This window comes from Elusimicrobiota bacterium (genome assembly GCA_041658405.1).
Lineage (GTDB): Bacteria > Elusimicrobiota > UBA5214 > JBBAAG01 > JBBAAG01 > JBBAAG01.
Genome location: JBBAAG010000014.1, coordinates 18,810 through 36,461, shown reverse-complemented (window position 1 = coordinate 36,461; position 17,652 = coordinate 18,810). Strand labels below are relative to the sequence as shown.

The 17,652-nt window shown below is 41.9% G+C and carries 15 protein-coding genes; 6 read left to right on the top strand and 9 right to left on the bottom strand.

All coding sequences use genetic code 11. The features are described 5' to 3' along the window. Positions 1-5 precede the first annotated feature (5 nt). The 9 genes from dprA to WC955_04245 all read right to left on the bottom strand — a co-directional run bounded on the left by dprA (position 6) and on the right by WC955_04245 (position 8,623). A complete protein-coding gene (dprA, locus tag WC955_04285) occupies positions 6-1,145 on the bottom strand; it encodes a DNA-processing protein DprA (protein ID MFA5858264.1) in 1,140 nt (379 codons plus the stop codon). 77 nt (positions 1,146-1,222) lie between these two features. After that, a complete protein-coding gene (locus tag WC955_04280; GenBank protein MFA5858263.1) occupies positions 1,223-1,612 on the bottom strand; it encodes a tetratricopeptide repeat protein in 390 nt (129 codons plus the stop codon). 4 nt (positions 1,613-1,616) lie between these two features. Then, a complete protein-coding gene (locus WC955_04275) occupies positions 1,617-2,459 on the bottom strand; it encodes a LysM peptidoglycan-binding domain-containing protein (GenBank protein ID MFA5858262.1) in 843 nt (280 codons plus the stop codon). 46 nt (positions 2,460-2,505) lie between these two features. After that, positions 2,506-3,630 (bottom strand): hypothetical protein, encoded by a 1,125-nt coding sequence (locus tag WC955_04270; GenBank protein ID MFA5858261.1) that lies wholly within the window; start codon positions 3,628-3,630, stop codon positions 2,506-2,508. Then, positions 3,627-4,493, bottom strand: coding sequence for a hypothetical protein (locus tag WC955_04265; GenBank protein ID MFA5858260.1), 867 nt, complete (start codon positions 4,491-4,493; stop codon positions 3,627-3,629). The genes WC955_04270 and WC955_04265 overlap by 4 nt, the downstream gene beginning before the upstream one ends. Then, the gene (locus tag WC955_04260; protein ID MFA5858259.1) at positions 4,494-6,044 is read right to left on the bottom strand and encodes a YifB family Mg chelatase-like AAA ATPase; all 1,551 of its coding nucleotides are present in this window, start codon (positions 6,042-6,044) and stop codon (positions 4,494-4,496) included. A gap of 85 nt (positions 6,045-6,129) precedes the next feature. Continuing rightward, the gene (locus WC955_04255; GenBank protein ID MFA5858258.1) at positions 6,130-6,633 is read right to left on the bottom strand and encodes a dCMP deaminase family protein; all 504 of its coding nucleotides are present in this window, start codon (positions 6,631-6,633) and stop codon (positions 6,130-6,132) included. After that, positions 6,614-7,183, bottom strand: coding sequence for an AAA family ATPase (locus WC955_04250; protein MFA5858257.1), 570 nt, complete (start codon positions 7,181-7,183; stop codon positions 6,614-6,616). The genes WC955_04255 and WC955_04250 overlap by 20 nt, the downstream gene beginning before the upstream one ends. Positions 7,184-7,219: 36 nt before the next feature. After that, entirely contained in the window at positions 7,220-8,623 is a 1,404-nt protein-coding gene (locus WC955_04245) for a tetratricopeptide repeat protein (protein MFA5858256.1), read from the bottom strand. Positions 8,624-8,925: 302 nt separating this feature from the next. On the opposite strand from WC955_04245, the gene WC955_04240 reads away from it, so the two are divergent. The 6 genes from WC955_04240 (at position 8,926) to WC955_04215 (ending at position 17,621) form a co-directional block, all read left to right on the top strand. Continuing rightward, a complete protein-coding gene (locus tag WC955_04240; protein MFA5858255.1) occupies positions 8,926-10,275 on the top strand; it encodes an NADP-dependent malic enzyme in 1,350 nt (449 codons plus the stop codon). Positions 10,276-10,286: 11 nt separating this feature from the next. Further along, positions 10,287-12,209, top strand: a complete 1,923-nt coding sequence (gene pabB / locus WC955_04235; GenBank protein ID MFA5858254.1) for an aminodeoxychorismate synthase component I — start codon at positions 10,287-10,289, stop codon at positions 12,207-12,209. Positions 12,210-12,277: 68 nt separating this feature from the next. Beyond that, the gene (locus tag WC955_04230) at positions 12,278-13,063 is read left to right on the top strand and encodes a hypothetical protein (GenBank protein ID MFA5858253.1); all 786 of its coding nucleotides are present in this window, start codon (positions 12,278-12,280) and stop codon (positions 13,061-13,063) included. Positions 13,064-13,079: 16 nt separating this feature from the next. Further along, the gene (locus tag WC955_04225; protein MFA5858252.1) at positions 13,080-14,435 is read left to right on the top strand and encodes a helix-hairpin-helix domain-containing protein; all 1,356 of its coding nucleotides are present in this window, start codon (positions 13,080-13,082) and stop codon (positions 14,433-14,435) included. Next, on the top strand, positions 14,428-16,443 hold the full coding sequence (locus WC955_04220; GenBank protein ID MFA5858251.1) for a helix-hairpin-helix domain-containing protein: 2,016 nt from the start codon (positions 14,428-14,430) through the stop codon (positions 16,441-16,443). The genes WC955_04225 and WC955_04220 overlap by 8 nt, the downstream gene beginning before the upstream one ends. Then, positions 16,437-17,621, top strand: coding sequence for a hypothetical protein (locus WC955_04215; GenBank protein MFA5858250.1), 1,185 nt, complete (start codon positions 16,437-16,439; stop codon positions 17,619-17,621). Before WC955_04220 ends, WC955_04215 begins: the two co-directional genes overlap by 7 nt. Positions 17,622-17,652: the final 31 nt, after the last annotated feature.

Sequence of the window (17,652 nt, the reverse complement as noted above, 5' to 3'; positions counted from 1 at the left end):
CAAATCTACTCCATGCTTCCTACTTTTAAATACATCTTACCGGCTAACGTTTTTACTAACCCTTTTATTTCCAGCTGTAACAATACCTGTGATATATGGCTGACCGAAAAATTTGTGTTTTCAATCATCGAATCCAATGCCACTGGTTCAACAGGCAATATATTATACACCAATTTTTCGTCTTCTGCTAAATTGTTTATTATACAAAAAACATTTTGGTTATTTTTCCTTAATGTTTCTGCTGTTAAACCCGCGAGGCGTTCACGCAACGGCATTAGTTCGTCAATAATGTCGGTGATTGATTCCACAAGCTTCGCGCCTTGTTTTATAAGCATATGCGGCCCTTGTGAACATTTGGAGAATACATTACCCGGGACAGCAAAGACTTCTTTACCTTGCTCACTGGCAAGCCTGGCGGTTATCAGTGCACCGCTTTTTAAGCCTGCTTCGATCACCACTACCCCCAGGCATAGCCCTGAGATTAACCTGTTCCGCCGGGGAAAACTTGATTTATCAGGCGGATACTTAAGCGGGTACTCGCTTATCAGTGCACCGGACTCTATGATTTTATCCTCAAGTTTTTTGTTCTCCGGAGGGTAGTGGTGGTATAAACCGTTGCCAAGGACAGCGATTGTTTTACCTCCGGCGTTAAGCGTAGCGCAGTGTACCCGGGTATCAATCCCGCGGGCAAGGCCGCTGACAGTGGTAACCCCTAGTTCGGCTAAGGCTGTGGATAACCGTTCCGCAACCATATTGCCGTAGCTCGTAGGTGCGCGTGTACCCACCACGGCTACAGGGATATCGTTCTGCGCGGGGATGCTTCCCCTGATATACATAACAGTTGGCGGGTCGGAGATATACCTCAGCATCAAAGGGTATTCATCGTCATATACCGTTATTATCTTAACCCCGAGCGCCTGTGCTAGTTTTAGTTCTGTATTCACACTGTCTAAGTCAGCGCTGGCTATGCGCTGTGCAAGGATTTTACCGATGTCTTCTACGTTACAGAGTTCTGAAGTTGTTGCTTTGAATACCCGCTGGAGGTTACCATTAAAAAAATCGTGTAATCTGCGGATCCGTGTTGTTCCTATATCCGGTATCATATTTAGCATGATACACGCATGTTTATTGTCATCCAAGCCCATAGAAAAAAGCCTCCCAATCCAGTATTAATAAACCAAAATGAATATTTAACTAATTATGTTATGAATAGAGTACAGAATTACTTATTAAGCATTTCTAACCGTTTACCCGACATCGTTGCGCGCCAGGTACCGGTGTCAACTTCAATGATTTCGTGGTAAACCGCTGCAGCTTCGTCTACACGGTCAAGTTTTTGGTAACAATCCGCAATCCTGAACTTCACAGTTTTTGCTTGTTCAGGGTTGTCATCCGGGAAGTATTCCAGGTACTTCTTGTATGCACCCAGTGCGAATTCCCATTGGCTGCTAATATAAAATGACCAGCATAGAAGGGTCTGTAGTTTTGCCATAACAGGGTATTCTTCATGATGTTCGTCTATGATAGTTTGAAAATTTCCTTGCATCAATCCCCAGTATAGGCCGTACATAATCCCCGCGATGATAAGTACAACGGTTAAGAATCCGCGCATGTGTTTATTTTATCAACCTCACAAGGTCACCGATTTCCAGTGGTGTGTAAATAATGCTAACCCTTGCGGTGGAAACGTCGTCTTCAACATCTGAGCTTATCTCCAGAACGCCGGTTTTAAGGTATGCCGTGCCTATATCTTTACCGGTATCTTCACTTATGACTGATTTTGAGATACGGTAAACTATACATTTTAACCCGGCCTTAGCGCCCTTATTTTTTCCGAAGTTGAGATATACAATATCGCCCTGTGAAATCAGGAACTTATCGTCCTGGGAGCCTACGATTTTACCGTCAATATTAATTTTTTCGGGTACTATAAAACTGTCGGTGGTATACTTATCCCCTGAATTGATTGAGGATTTATCGGTAGTACGGAGTTCCATAGTGGCGGCCGGTTTTTCTTCTTCCTGTTCAGTTTCAACCTGTCCTTCAGCTATTTTTTCGCCTTTATCAGTATTATCATTCGCAGGGGAGTTAACTTTTTCCTGTGGCTGTGCCGCTGATGATGCAGCGGAATTTGTGTCTGCAGCAGCGGGAGTTGATGAAGACGGTGTTTCCTGCATCTGCGCAGGCTGTGAGGGTTCTGTTATTGCTGCGAGGGTAGATGCATCGGGGAGTAAGATAGTATCACCCGGGAAAATGAGGTTTGGGTTTTTTATTCCCGGATTAGCAGTCCATATTTTTTTCCACTCAAACCCTGTCCCGTATTTATCCGTAGCGATTTTCCAGAGTGAATCACCGGTGTTTACTGTATAACTACTCTCTTCCGAAAACAACATCCCGGTACCTATGAATAGTACCAGAGTAATAATTAAAATGTGTTTTAATGAGTTAAGTTTGCGCATTATAGTTCTCCACGCCTCCTTTAATTATTGCAGGGGTCATTTTTGGTTACTTTAACTTACCGCCGATGATTGTCAGCATACGCACTGCATCCGCATGCTCAGGCGTTTTAGTTATAACCTCTGCAAACATAATGCTCGCATTAACATAATCCCCTGACTCAAAATATTCTACACCTTTATTGTATATATCGTCAATAGTTTCTTTATATACTGCAGAACTAATACTGTAGTTAATCCCTGCACGATGCATCATTGTACCGTTGACGGTAGTGTTTACGGTGTAGTCCAGCACAAAATTACGGATCCTTAAACTACCCCCAGCTGCATAAGTGGTATAGCCGTCATATAGTTTCAGGCCGAATCTAATCAATAGTTTTTCCGATACACGGTTCTCGCATCCGGCGCTATACCATTCGTTATTACTGTTAACTCCTTTATGGTACGCAATGGTTGTCACGCAGTCCGGTAAAAAGGGTATGGCCTGTAACCCTACTGCCGCTCTCAGTAATGTTGGCGGTGATTCTTTGATAGTGTCATAACTGTAGTCATTAAACCCTGCATTGTTCAAAGTTATACCCAAAGAAAATATTGGGAATATTTGAGTGAATATACAGTTAATCCCGGTATCAGCAAGCAGTGTATTTACCGTACAACACTGTGCAAGTGTGCTTTCCACATATTTTAGTGTTATCCCCGTAGATATAAGAGCAGTACTAACCCTTAGAAGCTTGGGGGATAATGTTAACGCCGTAACACCGCTGGATTCCGCGTTAACACTGTCTTCAAATACTGTTTTCCCGGTTTTATCAAGTTTGGTGTAGTGAATCTCTCCGGCGGAGTACCCTGTTTTCCAGAAGATAAAAGTTGTTCCGTTATAAGCAAGTGTGCGGGTAAGCTTTATTGAGTAACCATAAGAATCACTTAATCCGCGGAGATATGTCGAGGAAAGTTCTGTGACAATATCATTATTAACCGTATTTACTGCCGGGGTTAATTCCACAGGAAAGGATGTGCGTGTGGTTTGGGATACACAGGAGTCCATTAATGCAACAGTTTTAGGGTCGTGGGTTAATAATACAAATTGTAACCCTGCTGTCTCCGCAGCGTTTAGCATTTTAGAGAGTATGAGTATATTTATCAGCACAAAAATGAACGTAAAAAGTTTATTCATTGTATAACCACTACCTTACAGTTACATACCTCGGTTTTTTGAGGGAGAAGAAGTACCTGTACAAAATACGTGCCGCTGGGGACAACTACCCCGCTGTTTTTTTGTTCGCCATCCCAGGTTAAGGTTGTACCGTACCCGGTGTTGAGTACCCCGCTTTGTTTGTTGTATACGATATTACCCATGAGGTCGTAAATGCTGAACTCAAACTTTTCTTCTGTATTCCCGCCTGAGATATTAACAATAAAATATTCATCTCTGTGAGGATAAAATATGTTGTTGTATATATTAACTATTCGTTTATCCGGGAAAAATAGTAATGGCGAAGAAATAAATTCTGTGGTTTCACCCGACGGAGTAGAAGTGCGCAGGGTTACGATGATTTCCCGTGTAAGCAGGTATGTATTTAAAAGTGTGTTTAATAGCATCCGAAGTTCAACCTTGCCTTCAGGTGAGATTGTGTAACTAAAACTTAGTTCAGGGTCAATAACTCTGTTCTCCTGATCTACTGCCGTAATGCTGATAACCTCACTACCCGGCACTGTTGTGCAGTAGAGGTATACCTCTTTTACTGACGGGTAATATTGTTGTTTTTCAGTATACAACCGCGGGTCTATACTGACAGGAGTGCCTTTAGTTATTATGAACAACGCAGTGTTTACCGGTAAGACTGTTTTTTTAGTCATAACTCCGCAGGAAGTGTATGTATTAAGAACCCCGGAAACACGGTTACCTTTTCCACTGGGGGGTGAATAATAATTGTCAAACGTTGGTTGGGTAAGTATAACTTCCGCCAGAGCAATACAAAGTGTTGAGTTATGAATCAGGATACCCGCAAAAATATGTAGTATCATTTTGTTTCTCATCTAGATAACACCTCCGGCAAATAGTTTGCGGTCCAGACTGCGGTACTGTATAGCTTCCGCAACGTCCTGGGTTTGGATGTCAGTATGCGTATTTAAATCCGCGATTGTCCTTGCTACTTTGAGTATACGGTCATACGCACGGGCGGAAAGGCCAAGTTTTTCAATTGCGCTGCGTAACAAAAGATGGCTGGCGGTGTTGAGTACACAAAAATGCTTGATCTCGCGTGATGACATATGCGCATTAGCGTGGATATGCTGATACCCCTTAAACCTGGCAGTTTGTATTTCACGTGTAGCGACTACGCGTTTACGTATGGTATCTGAAGGTTCACTAACAAAAATCCGTGCGGTAAGTTCGTCAATCTTTAATGCAGGAACTTCAACGTGTATATCTATGCGGTCCATCAACGGGCCCGAGATTTTACTTAAGTACTTCTCAATCTGGAACGGCGTACACGCGCATTCGCGTAACGGATGCCCGTAGTACCCGCAGGGACACGGGTTCATTGCGCAGGCAAGGGTAAACCTTGCGGGGTAGGTTATACTGGCAGCTGCACGAGAGATTGTTACTACACAATCTTCCAGTGGCTGTCGCAAAACTTCAAGGACATCACGCCTGAATTCCGGGAGTTCATCAAGGAATAATACTCCGTGATGCGCAAGTGAAACCTCACCTGGGCGCGGGAATATTCCGCCGCCGATAAGCGCGGTGTTACTTATTGAATGATGCGGTGACCTGAACGGCCGGGTACCGTTTAATGCTGTTTTTTTACCAAGTATACCCGCAACGGAATGTATCTTCGTACTTTCCACAGCTTCTTCTAAGGTCAGATCCGGTAAGATTGTGGCTAACCGTTTAGCCAGCATAGTTTTCCCGGCACCCGGAGGGCCGATAAGTAAAATATTATGCGCGCCCGCTGCAGCGACTTCCAATGCGCGTTTTGCGAACTCCTGCCCTTTGACATCCGCAAAGTCGTAAATATACTGTTGTTTGTCAGAGAATAATGTTTGTAGATTAACGGAGTACGGGGTTACCGATGTTTTGTCATTCAAAAAATTTACGGTTTGTTCCAGGCTTATAACCGGGATAATATCAATATCTTTTACGACTGACGCTTCAACTTTATTGTTCTCCGGGAGAATAATGCCTTGAAACCCGTTTTCCCGTGCTTTTAACGCTATCGGCAGAATACCGTGTACTTCCCTGACTTTACCGTCCAACGAAAGTTCACCGATAAGGATGTAGTCGTTAAGCGCGGATGAGTTAATTTGTTCAGTTGCGGAAAGTATCCCTATCGCTATGGGTAGATCATATGCCGCGCCTGCTTTACGGATATCCGCGGGGGCTAGGTTCACGGTGATACGTTTTATAGGGAAGTCGTATCCTGTATTACGTAATGCAGAAGTTACGCGGTCACGCGATTCTTTTACTGCGGTGTCAGGTAAGCCTACTATCGAGAATGAAGGTAATCCCGTGGAGATGTCTAGTTCAACCTTTACCATGCATCCGTCGATACCAACCACTGTGCTTGTGTAAACATGCGATAACATCGTATTTGTCACTCCAATCCAACCCAAAAAGCTGCGTATTAATCCGATTTTCAAAAAAAATTATAGCACAGTTATGAACAAAAAATCAATCCAGGGTGTCAATCACAAGTTTTGGCTTCGGTAATTTAACAAATTCTACCTTAGCTTCTTTAAATAATGCGATGAACTGTTTATCCGCGTACTCCCCGCAGGAAACGAACCGCATAATTTTTGCGTTGACCAGCATCTTCGCGCAAAGTATACAGGGTGAATGCGTGCAGTATAATGTTCCTCCGGAGATATCCGTCCCGTAGGTAGCGGCTTGGATGATGGCGTTCTGTTCCGCATGTATTGCCCTGCATATTTCGTGACGCTGGCCTGACGGGATGTTCAGTGCGTTACGCAGGCATCCGAGTTCCATACAATCCTTAACCCCTGCTGCAGCACCGTTGTATCCTGTGGTTAGTACCCGGCGGTTACGTACAATAACTGCGCCGACATGATGGCGTACACATGTGCTGCGTTCCGCTACGAGTAACGCAAGTTTTAAGAAGTATTCATCCCAGCTTAAACGTTTATACGTTTTGTTCCTACTTTTGTTTATTGACATACCGTTCCACGCCTTCCAAAAAAATGTTTATACGTTTATGGAATGAGTCTAGTGTTGTATTGTTTAATATTATTATGTCAGCTTCCTGTATACACTTTCCTAACTGCTGTCCCGCTGCAGTACTCGAATTTTCTGTTTGTTCATTTTTGATGAATGCTTTATAAGTAAGGGTATCACCCGCGCGGGACCGCGTAACTATGCGGTTATACCGTATTTCCGCTGCAGCGTCAATACCTAATAATACAAACGCCGGGTTTATGCGTAAACGTTGTATCTCGCCGGTATTGCGGATGCTGTCCACCACAAATTTGCCGGTTGGTACAGTGTTAAGTTTGGGTTCAAGTTTAACAACTAAAACATCCGGGCCGTAGGTATCCCGGAGTTCACGCCCGGTTTTTACGAGGTTTGCCCTTGAATTATCCAACCCGCGTGCTGCAGCTTCTTCTCTTACAACATCGGATAATGAGTATATAACATACCCTTTGGCCTTCAAATATTCTGTAGCAGCGCCTTTACCAGCGCCATTGGAGCCTGTAATACCGATAATCATATTTGCCTTAATCTATTTTCATTACTTCACTAGAGCTCAATCACCGAAGTTGTTTATAATGATATTCTTGAGCTCGTCTTTTGTCAACTCTTTTTTTAGGTATGCGAGATAGACCCCGCGGTTAGTTTTTTTTCTCCAGGAAAGATATGTCACCATATCCTGGCTCGGCGATGCGACGGTATTCCGGCAGCCATAATATTTTTCATTAACGATATTAGCTTCCTTGTGTGAGGAAATTGAAGACATGTATACGCCTTTATTCTCAAAATAATCGCGGTTATACACCTTTTTTTTACCGCTGCGCCAGCTGCCAAGGTATACAATATTATCGGAATCATGCGTAAAGGTCGGGAATAAATTAAAGTAATCGTCGGATACGACAATACTTTCTTTCCTGGTTTTTAGGTTCATCACAAAAATACCGGGATTATCAAACGAGTCAATCTTACCGTCATTATTAGTATCTCTCCTGCGGGAGAGGTATAGTATTGTCTTGCCGTCGGGTGAAAAATGCGGGAACCGTGAATCATAGTTATGGTTTACCAGCTGATGTTCCTCATTTTTTTCCATATCAAAAATATAAATCCCGGAATTGTCCTGTATACTGATTATATCGTCATGGTTAGAATCTTCTCTCCAGCTGGTGTACAATATATTCTTACCTTCGGGACACCATGTGGGGTATGTGTTGTTGAACCGTTCCGGCGATATTCTTTTAGTATTACCAGTTTCCAGGTTCCAGACATAGATCCCCAGGATCTCAGATCCCGGACGCCAGCCTGAGAATAACAAGTGCCTGTTATCAGGAGATAATGTCGGGTGTTTGAAACACCATTCCCCGGAAATATATAAGCTTTCTTTTCCTGAACTTGTTTCTATTACACATAGTTCAGGGTTGTCCATATGGTTAATCATACCGTCATGGTTAGTATCTCTTCTTGCGGAGAGGCAGACTATTTTGGTTCCATCCGGGGAAAAGGAGGGCGCTGAGTTATGGTACTTGTCACTCACAAGTTCTGTTTCTTTGTTTGCATACAGGTCGTACATATACAATCCCGCACGGTCGTTGTTGTCAATAAGATTGTCGCCGTTGGTGTCGTTACGGATTGAGGTATAGACAATCTTGGTGCCGTCCGGTGAAAATACAGGTGAATTGTTGAGGTACTTATCACTGGCAATCATACGATGGTTTGTTAGTTCAAGTATTGCATCAATATTGTCTTTATCGAGATTAAGCTCAATTGCATTTAACAATATGTTTTTACAGGAACTAATATCGTTTTTTTTGAAGTATATTTTTGCTATTTCAATGATAGCGTCGACGTTCTTAGGTTCTTTTGTGTGGATTTCCGCAAAAAACTGTAGTGCTTCATCCATTTTGTTTGACTTGATGAGGTCAATACCCTGTCCGATCTTATTGCTTCTAAATAGTGCACACATTGTATATTTACTTTTCCTTCATTTTCATATTGTATTTTTTTAAAATTATATGATATACACATCTTTTTAAACCTTTTAATATATTATTCTAATAATTGCTTAAAATGTCAATAATATATTAATGTGAATATCTTCACAACCACTAGACTTGTACTTTCTAGTTAAACTTTAATTAAAGCGCAGCGTAAATACACTGAAGGCTGGTATTTGTGTTTTTTAATTAAATGTTGTGTAGATTGACAGATAATGATAGATATCTTAAAATAATACCGAACTAAAGAATTGATGAAAGGTGTTAACAAATGTCTAGCCCAAAAAACTTGAATGATGAAAAACTTGTCCAACAGAGTAACAAACCAAAAGAAGATTCCATGAAACTACACCCGTTCTACCGCGGGAAGACAGAAGTTGTTCCAAAATGCTGTATCCGTGATATCAACGACTTTGCTATCTGGTACACCCCTGGTGTTGCGGAACCGTGTATGGCAATAAACCGTGATCCTAAACTCGCGTATGAATTCACTAATAAGTGGAATACTATAGCAGTGGTATCCGACGGTACACGTGTACTCGGGCTTGGGAATATTGGCCCTCTGGCAGCAATACCGGTGATGGAAGGTAAGGCGTTAATCTTTAAGTACCTCGGGGGTGTTGATGCAGTACCGATATGCCTGGGTACTGAAGATAAGGAGTTGTTTATCCAAACTGTTAAACTTCTGCAGCCATCCTTCGGCGGGTTTAATTTAGAAGATATATCGCAGCCAAAATGTTTTGATATCCTTTATCGCCTGCGTAATGAGTGTACGGTACCGGTTTGGCATGATGACCAGCAGGGTACTGCTTTGGTAACCTTAGCAGGGTTAATCAATGCGTTAAAGGTTGTAGGGAAAAAAATGTCTGACGTAAAAATTACGCTTATCGGTGCGGGTTCCGCAAATGTTTGTATTGCTCGGTTATTAATGTTCTACGGCGCAAATGCCGGTAAGATGATGGTATGCGACAGTAAAGGAATCCTTAACCGTAAACGCGCTGATATTAAAGGAAGGTATCCTGAGAAATGGGAACTCTGTGAGAAAACTAATAAGGAAAATGTGTCGGGCAGTATTGCGGATGCAATGGCCGGTACGGATGTTGTGATTTCGTTATCCACTCCGGGCCCTGACGTAATAAAACCTGAATGGGTAGAAAAAATGAGTAAAGACGCAATTCTCTTCGCTTGCGCAAACCCGACCCCCGAAATCTGGCCGTGGGTTGCGAAGGAAGCCGGTGCGCGTGTTGTTGCGACAGGACGCAGTGATTTCCCTAACCAGGTAAATAATTCGTTAGGCTTCCCTGCGGTTTTCCGTGGAGTTTTGGATGTACAGGCGCAATACATAACTGATGAAATGTGTATCACCGCGGCGGAAGGGTTGGCTAGGTATGCAGAAAAAAGCGGGATTTCAGAAAACAGGTTGCTTCCTACGATGGACGAATGGGAAGTTATTCCAATAGTTGCAACGGATGTCGGAATGAAAGCGATTGAACAAAAAGTCGCAATGAAGACGCTTACCCGTGATGCGTTATACAAAACCGCGTATGACATCATTGCGCGCGCACGGAAGGAAACGCAGTTATTGATGAGTTCCGGGATAATTCCTGCAGCGCCTAAATAAGATAGAGTTTAATGTTTGATATACCGGATGAACTATTACACAGTTTTGTAAAGAAACACAAAAAGTTTGCGATATTTGAAACCAGGAAGTATGATCAGAATAATCGCAGGTCATACTTTTTCCTGGATCCTGTGCATACGATTAAAATCAACCAGCTAGGTGAGATTGAGAAACGGATTAATGAAATTGAGAGTTGGGTTGGCCGCGGATACTACGCTGCTGGATATTTCTCGTACGAACTTGGTTATGGATTGGATTATCCTCAAGGGTTGACACAAAAACCTTTGGTATCGACCTGTGTGAAAGTGCCTTTAGCTGTGTTTACAATATATCGTACACCAATGATATTTAATCACGTAACCGGGCGGTGGGTGAATAATGGTGGTAAACACTTACCGGGTGGTTATACCGGTGATACAACAGAATCCCGGGGTGTACTTAGTAAACAAAAACCCGGGATTACTCCCGCAGTTTATGAGCGTAATATCAATAAAATTAAGGAGTACATCGCGGCAGGTGAGACGTATCAGGTAAATTATACTTTCCGTACAAAGTTTGAATTCAACGGTGAACCTTCCTCTTTATACAATACGTTAAGGGGTACACAGAAAGTAGCGTATTCCGCTTATATCTCCGACGGGGATACACATATCCTTTCATTCTCACCAGAATTATATTTTAGGAAAACCGGGTGTAATATCGTAATGAAGCCTATGAAGGGGACAATCCGCCGCGGGGTTGATACAGCGGAAGACTGTGTGCTTGCGGATGAGCTGCATAACAGTAAAAAAAACCGTGCGGAAAACCTTATGATCGTCGATCTTTTACGTAATGACCTCGGGCGTATCGCCGTAACCGGCAGTGTTAAAGTAACAAAATTATTTGAGGTTGAACGTTATGAAACGTTATACCAAATGACTTCAACAATTACCGCAAAACTTAAACCCCGGACCAGCCTCTATAGAATAATGCATACGCTTTACCCATCGGGTTCCGTCACGGGTTCTCCAAAAATACGGACAATGGAAATTATAAGTTCACTGGAAAATACACCCCGAGGTGTGTATACAGGCGCGGTTGGCTTTATCACCCCAAGAGGTGATGCTGTATTCAATGTTGCAATCCGCACAGCTGTTTTGAAGAAAAAGAAAAGTAAAAAGGATTCTTACGATAGTGAATTAGGGATTGGCAGCGGTATTATCTGGGATTCTGCGGGGAAGGATGAACACTCGGAGTGTATGCTGAAAGCGCAGTTTGTGTATGATAAAGTCAAACCGTTTAAACTTATTGAAACATTTCTTTGGTCTGCTGAAGAACACGGGTATTTTTTGTATGCGTACCACCTTAACCGTCTTGAAAAATCAGCGCAGTATTTCGGGTACAGGATTAACCTTCAAACTGTTAACGCGGTATTACGAAAAAACTCCGGCGGGTTCGATAAAACAAAGAAGTACCGTGTACGCATGTTGGTATCTCCTTCAGGTAAAGTTGAACTTGAGAACTATATATTAGAAACCACTCCTGCCGGGGAAATAGTTTTTACCTCAAATAAAGTTGTGGTATCAAAAACACGGACAAGGCCGGAGGATAAGTTTTTGTATCACAAAACTACGAACCGTGAACTCTACGACCGTGAACATAAGTACTGTGCTGAAAAAGGGTATCTGGGTGTCATATATTTTAATACCCATGGAGAAGTAACGGAATTTGGGCGTGCAAACCTTGCAATCCTGAAAAACGGGAAGTACTATACTCCGCCGTTGAACTGCGGGGTATTACCCGGTGTTTACCGCCGGTATTTTTTGAAGAACAACAGGAATGCGTACGAAAAAGTGTTAACCTGCCGTGACCTCGTGAATGCTGATAAAATCTTTATGCTAAACTCTGTTATTGGGATGGTAGAAGTTAAACTTTGTAACGCTAATAAAAAATGAAATCATACTTTAGCCCAGTACTTATTCTGATAACCGTGTGCCTTAAATTATCATTTCCTGTAGAGGGGATGGGATTAACACAAAATCCTGATTTCGAAATCGGTACCGCTACGGGATGGTATAAATCATCAATTTCTACATGGACAGTTGTAAGTTCAACTGACGGGTATAAAACTAGATCCGGAACTTATGCATTACAGGTGTTTGATATTAAGACTGGATATGTTTATCAGGTATACACCGCAACTGCGGGGAAGTATTATAATGTTTCAGGATGGATCCAGGATGATGATACTAACGGTTCAGCACGCGTTATGGTGTATTGGCGTAACTTAAACGGGTCTACTATATCATCAGAATCCACAGCATATACCGTTGATGCAAGTGAATACCAGGAATGCAGGCTAACCCGTATCCATGCACCCGCAGGAACAGTTGATGCGCGGGTAGAGGTGTATTTTAATACACAGGATACAGGAGCAGTGTTTTATATTGATGATATTGTATTCACAGAATATGATACATTGAATGAAAGTATTAACTACTCAAGTATCAGCAGTTTTGAAATTATTGATAAAACATTTTATCCGTATACCTCAAGCAATAACTGCAGGATAGCCTATAATTTGCCTTCAGGGAAGGTTATTAAAGAAATGGTTATCTATGACATAACAGGTATTGCGGTACGTAAATATACAAGTTTTGTTAATCCGCAAAACGGGTATATTACCTGGGATGGTTATGATGAGAATAATAATGTGCTCCCAATGGGTGTATACATAATTGCAGGAGTGACTTCCGAAAATGGCGGCCCTGAAAAAAAAGAGTTTAAGACTGTAACGTTAATGAAGTAATAAAAAACAAAATATTATGTTTACTAGGACAAAAATTAGTGCTTTAGCATTTATAGTACTACTATTCCCGGGTAAGACATTCGCGGTGTTTGAGTACACACCCCGCACGGTATACGGTGCTTATACGTTAAACACAACAGCTGTGTCCTCCCGCGGGGTAACTGCTCTGTTCTCTAACCCAGCAGGGCTTGCGGTATTGCCTAGATTAAACATTGAAGCCGGGTATTCCCAGCTTTATAGTATCCCTGACTTAGGGAACAATATTATTGGCATAACACTGCCGTTTGATGCAAACTCCTGTGCCGGTATTGGTTACTCGTCGTTATACCAACACATCGGGTATACAGAATCGATGTGCATGTTTTCATATGCGCGGGCAGTATCGCCGGGATTAATGTTTGGTACTACTCTCAGGATAATGAGTGTTACAGGTAATAATTTACTGGTAAGTTCATTTTTAGCGGATTTTGGGTTGCAAAACAGGTTAACACAAAACCTTTCAGTCGGAATACATATTCTTAACCCGTTTGGGGTAAGGATCGGTACTTTTTATGAGTTAATCCCGCAGGAATTGCGTACTGGCGCGATGTGGCAGGTGTCGGATACGGTTGCGGTATTAACAGAACTCAGTAAAGTACAGAACCGCGATCCTGTATTTTCCGCAGCGGTTGAGTATGTGGTAATCGCGAGTATAAACCTGTACGCAGGTATCCGCACAAACCCTGCACAGGCATCGCTTGGCGCGCGGTTTTCATGGTCATCAACTTACTATTTTGATTATGCTTATATTTATCATGAAACAATGACGGGGTATCATACAATAGGCGTGGGGATAAAATTTACGCCGGTATCGTTATTAATCCAGGAGTCTGTAGTAGAGAAAAAGAAGAAGCATAAAGTTAAACTTAAGCCTGAAAAACCTGACCTCAATACAATTACAGTCGAGGAATTATCCGAGATTGAAGGTATCGGGAAAATAACGGCCGAACGTATTGTGGAATACCGTATAGCTTCCGGAGGGTACAAAAACATTGAGGGCCTAAAAAATATCCCGCGTTTACTTCCTGTAACATATGATGTATTGAAGAAAAGTTTAACCATAAAACCCGTACCTGAGACAGAACCACTGGAATCGGACTCACTGGTACCCGGGGTAATAGAAGAAGAAAAATTGGTTATTGAGAAGGTAAATATAAACACTGCAATGGTTGATGAGTTGGAAGCTATAGGTTTGGATAATCAACAGGCACAGAATGTTGTGCGTTACCGCAAACGTAATGGTAAGTATGAGGATATATACAACCTTATAAAAGTACCGGGGATTGATAAGAACGTATTTGATTTAATCAAAGGGAAAATCAGGGTTGAATAATTTTAGGGTAGTACTGATAACTTTATTAATAATGACAACGGTTAAGGCGTTATACGCCGGGATTGAAATCCAGTCATCCACAGTTACTGTGTTGGAGATAGAGTATGACGATACGTTATCTAATGCCGGGATGGATACCGAAGAACTGGAAAATTATCTGTATAATCCTCTTAATATAAATAGCTGTACTGTTGAGGATCTTATGGTATTTCCCTGGTTATCAAAATGGGTGGCTATTGATATCATAAAGTACCGCACAAAAAACGGGTACTTCAAAACCTTATCTGAGATCCGCAAGGTTAAATCTTTGGATAAGGATACGTACGAAAAAATACGTGTGTACATCGTAGCTCGGGATCCCTGGACAAAAACCAGGGGTAATGTGCAAGTTAGGTTGAAACTTGATAAGCCTGACACAAAAGAATATATTAACGCTCCATGGCCGTATCATAACCCGGAGTATGTGTATAACAAGTTTAATCTTTACCTCGGTGATTATCTGGAAACTGGGTACACATTACGCCGTGACCTTGGCACTGCCGGAGGGTATCAGGGCGCGCCGGAGTTTAATCTTGAAAATGCGTATAGGTACTTTTTATCTAAATACTGGATACAGGTGAGTAATCTCTGGTTTGTGCAGCGCGCTGTGGCGGGGAATTATAAAGTTCAGTTTAACCAGGGATTAGTGTTCTACGGGTCCGGAATGCTAGGTATCTCACGCCCGGTAGTGGTTAATTCTAAAGGTATCTCCCGTGATACCGGGTCAAATCCTAATACTAACTATCACGGTATAGCAGTGGATACTAAATTCAAAAAGTTGCTGGTTACACTTTTATACTCAGATAAGCTTTATGATGTTACTCTAAGTACCAACGGGTATGTAAAAACAAAACTGCCGTCGATCTCAGCGAATATGGGTTATATCGCAGATACAGTTAATCCCGGGACGGGGTATAGGAAGCTAAGGGAACAGCTTATAGGGGGACGCGTTGGGTATGCTTTGTTTGGAGGAGAAACCGGGGTTATCGGGTATACAGCGAATTATTCACCTGAACTTCGCACGGTACTTGACACAGGAGAGTATGAATTCCAGGGTACGGTGAATACAGTTACGGGTATATACGCAAACTACCGGTTTTTTGATAAACTAGGATTGTATACGGAATACGCGTTATGCTCAGGTAACGGTGATGCTTGGATTGTTCAAACGGAATATAACCTCGGGAATATTGTTATCTACAACAACTTTCATGGGTACTCAAAAAATTATTATAACTTCCATGGCGGCGCGATTGGCGAAGAGGAAACTAATAAAAATGAGCAGGGAGCTGTTCTGGCAATGCAATACAAAATTAAGGGTACAGAAATGTTTTGTTATTATGGATACTACCACCACCCGTTACCGGAAGATACGGTTGAGCCTAAAACCACAAATGTTTTGTCATGGGAATACAAACAGTTATTGACAACAAAACTTACGTTGTTTTTCAGTGAGAAAGATGAGTTTTCTACTGAAAATTTTAAGCTCACACCGCCTTCTGTAAAATATATTGACCAGCCTGTGCATTCATCTAAAACACGGGTGCAGATGGACTGGTCAGCTGGTGCAAAAACAACGGTACGTGTTAAACTTGAACAAAAACGTAAGAATATCAACGGGGATAAGTTTAACTGTAAATATTACGGATATCTTTACTTAGCCGGGTTAAAACATGAACTCATGCCGGGCTTACAGCTTGATACCAGGGCAGTTTTTTTTGATGGCCCGCAGGATGAAATTTATCTTAGTGACGTTGAGCCTTTGTGGGATAGAATATATTCTTCATACCTATTCAATCCATTGGGTAAGGGTATAAGGTATTATGTTGTGCTCAAACAAAAAGCGTCGGAGAATGTTTCAGTCTGGGTTGCGTATGAGAATACAGAATATATCGATATTGATGATGCGGATAGTTTGGTTAAGTATCCAAAACATGCGTTTAAACTACAGGTGTCATATAAATGGTGAATAAAATTGTGTGTACACAAAAACCAGGGATTTCAATCTTGCTGGCTATACTTTTAACCGCAGATATTTATGCGGGCAGCCAGCTTTCCCGTAACTTAACCGGTGAACCTTTATTATCGTATAACGCTGCATGCACAGGAGTTGGGAATAGTGTGAGGTATAGTATTGACGATGCAACTATGTTTTTAGTAAACCCCGGGGTGTTAGGTTTTATGGAAGCACGCGCTGTTGCAGCGTTTAATCTCGGAGTTTTGCCTACAGATGAACGCGTGATTACCGTTGATGAACCGGTATACCATAATTTTGGGATTACGCAATTCCCTGCGGCAGTAGCTCTGGCGTACGCTATAATACCGTCGCGGTTATCCATTGGTATAGGTACTGCGGTTATACGTGACAATAGTTACTTTCATGAACGCTATCTGTACTCACCCACAGCAGTGGGGGTACGGGTAAAATCACAAAAAGTGTCGCAACACGGTGCGGTTGATAAATATACCGCCGGTATCGGGTGGGCACCCGTTAAGTTTTTGTCTACAGGTTTGAATATAAACATGCTGAATTATTACACAAACACTACTGATTTAACATCGGATTATTTATTGAACAGAGAATACATAGTTAACAGTAAAGCTGATGCTACAGGATATGGTTTAGACTTAAGCGCAGGTTTTATGGTTAATGATATTAGAATAGGACTAATATTTTCTTCTGATAGTACACTCACAGGTACTCAGGAGGTGATGTATAGCACTTCAACATCAAAACTGTCAACGGAAATCAGGAAATACGTACCGGCAGAAACGTGCCTGGTGTATGAGCATAAGTTTAGTGATATACATACTGTTATTTTTAATCTTAGATGGGTGAATAATTCAGTGCTCACGGGAAATAGGAATACACTGATTTTGACCGCGGGAGGTGAGTGCAAGCCACAGGATACTGATTATGCTGTGCGTTACGGGTTCTTTTATACGCCATTCTATGCTGATGATGCGTATAGCACGGCTGGAGTAACAACCGGGGCAGTGTATAGGGTTAGTGATAATTTTGGTGTTGACTTAGCAATTCAGTACGCTAAACGTAACTACATAGGTGACGGTACTTTTTTTGGTGATACACAACAAATAGATGAAACACTTACAAAATGTGTGGTAGGAATCTCGATAAAGTATTAGTATATATTGATACAAATTTGGTGAAAGAGGA

Coding starts and splice junctions, on each gene's coding strand:
- WC955_04265 (MFA5858260.1), bottom strand. CDS start 4,493: ATGAGAAACAAAATGATACTACATATTTTTGCGGGTATCCTGATTCAT.
- WC955_04245 (MFA5858256.1), bottom strand. CDS start 8,623: ATGTGTGCACTATTTAGAAGCAATAAGATCGGACAGGGTATTGACCTC.
- WC955_04275 (MFA5858262.1), bottom strand. CDS start 2,459: ATGCGCAAACTTAACTCATTAAAACACATTTTAATTATTACTCTGGTA.
- dprA (MFA5858264.1), bottom strand. CDS start 1,145: ATGGGCTTGGATGACAATAAACATGCGTGTATCATGCTAAATATGATA.
- WC955_04240 (MFA5858255.1), top strand. CDS start 8,926: ATGTCTAGCCCAAAAAACTTGAATGATGAAAAACTTGTCCAACAGAGT.
- WC955_04250 (MFA5858257.1), bottom strand. CDS start 7,183: ATGATTATCGGTATTACAGGCTCCAATGGCGCTGGTAAAGGCGCTGCT.
- WC955_04225 (MFA5858252.1), top strand. CDS start 13,080: ATGTTTACTAGGACAAAAATTAGTGCTTTAGCATTTATAGTACTACTA.
- WC955_04260 (MFA5858259.1), bottom strand. CDS start 6,044: ATGTTATCGCATGTTTACACAAGCACAGTGGTTGGTATCGACGGATGC.
- WC955_04215 (MFA5858250.1), top strand. CDS start 16,437: ATGGTGAATAAAATTGTGTGTACACAAAAACCAGGGATTTCAATCTTG.
- pabB (MFA5858254.1), top strand. CDS start 10,287: ATGTTTGATATACCGGATGAACTATTACACAGTTTTGTAAAGAAACAC.
- WC955_04270 (MFA5858261.1), bottom strand. CDS start 3,630: ATGAATAAACTTTTTACGTTCATTTTTGTGCTGATAAATATACTCATA.
- WC955_04280 (MFA5858263.1), bottom strand. CDS start 1,612: ATGCGCGGATTCTTAACCGTTGTACTTATCATCGCGGGGATTATGTAC.
- WC955_04230 (MFA5858253.1), top strand. CDS start 12,278: ATGGGATTAACACAAAATCCTGATTTCGAAATCGGTACCGCTACGGGA.
- WC955_04255 (MFA5858258.1), bottom strand. CDS start 6,633: ATGTCAATAAACAAAAGTAGGAACAAAACGTATAAACGTTTAAGCTGG.